Source organism: Fibrobacter sp. UWT2, from assembly GCF_900142545.1.
Classification (GTDB): Bacteria; Fibrobacterota; Fibrobacteria; order Fibrobacterales; family Fibrobacteraceae; genus Fibrobacter.
In genome coordinates this window covers 1-1,185 of the sequence record NZ_FRBF01000049.1, presented here as the reverse complement: position 1 = coordinate 1,185, position 1,185 = coordinate 1, and the positions used below count along the sequence as shown (strand labels likewise).

At 59.5% G+C, this 1,185-nt stretch carries 1 protein-coding gene; it reads left to right on the top strand.

Annotation, left to right across the window (positions count from 1 at the left end):
- Positions 1–1,185, top strand: a complete 1,185-nt coding sequence (gene tuf / locus BUA40_RS14175; RefSeq protein WP_072801490.1) for an elongation factor Tu — start codon at positions 1–3, stop codon at positions 1,183–1,185.

The window sequence follows — 1,185 nt, the reverse complement described above, 5'->3', positions numbered from 1 at the left end:
ATGGCAAAAGAACATTTTGACAGAAGCAAGCCGCACTGCAACATCGGCACCATCGGCCACGTTGACCACGGCAAAACCACTCTGACCGCCGCAATCTGCACGACTCTCGCTGCACGCGGTCTCGCCGCCGCCAAGCGTTTCGACGAAATCGACAACGCTCCCGAAGAAAAGGCCCGCGGTATCACGATCAACACCTCCCACGTGGAATACACCACTGCAAACCGTCACTACGCTCACGTCGACTGCCCGGGGCACGCCGACTACGTTAAGAACATGGTGACCGGTGCTGCCCAGATGGACGGCGCCATCCTCGTTGTTGCAGCTACCGACGGCCCGATGCCGCAGACCCGTGAACACATCCTCCTCGCTCACCAGGTGGGCGTGCCGAAGATCGTCGTGTTCATGAACAAGGTCGACATGGTGGACGACGAAGAACTCCTCGACCTCGTGGAAATGGAAGTTCGCGACCTTCTGTCCAAGTACGAATTTGACGGCGACAACACCCCGATCATCCGCGGTTCCGCCCTCAAGGCCCTTGAAGGCGACTCTGCCTACCAGGACAAGATCATGGAACTCATGGACGCCTGCGACACCTACATCCCGCTCCCGGCCCGTGAAACCGAAAAGCCGTTCCTGATGCCGATCGAAGACGTGTTCACCATCACTGGTCGTGGCACCGTCGCTACCGGTCGTATCGAACGCGGCGTGGTTCACCTGAACGACAAGGTCGAACGCGTTGGTCTCGGCGAAACCGCCGAATACGTGGTGACTGGCGTTGAAATGTTCCGCAAGCTCCTCGACGACGCCCAGGCTGGCGACAACGTCGGTTTGCTCCTCCGCGGCGCAGAAAAGAAGGACATCAGCCGCGGCCAGGTGCTCGCAGCCCCGAAGTCCGTTACTCCGCACGCCGAATTCAAGGCTGAAATCTACGTCCTGACGAAGGACGAAGGTGGCCGCCACACTCCGTTCATGAACGGCTACCGTCCTCAGTTCTACTTCCGCACCACCGACGTGACTGGCACGATCCAGCTCCCGGAAGGTGTTGAAATGGTGACTCCGGGTGACACCGTGACCATCCACGTGAACCTGATCGCCCCGGTGGCAATGGAAAAGCAGCTCCGCTTCGCAATCCGCGAAGGTGGCCGTACCGTTGGCGCTGGCTCCGTAACCGAAATCATCAAGTAA

Bases quoted from the DNA above. Each gene is read 5' to 3' on its own strand.
- tuf (WP_072801490.1), top strand. From the start codon at position 1: ATGGCAAAAGAACATTTTGACAGAAGCAAGCCGCACTGCAACATCGGC.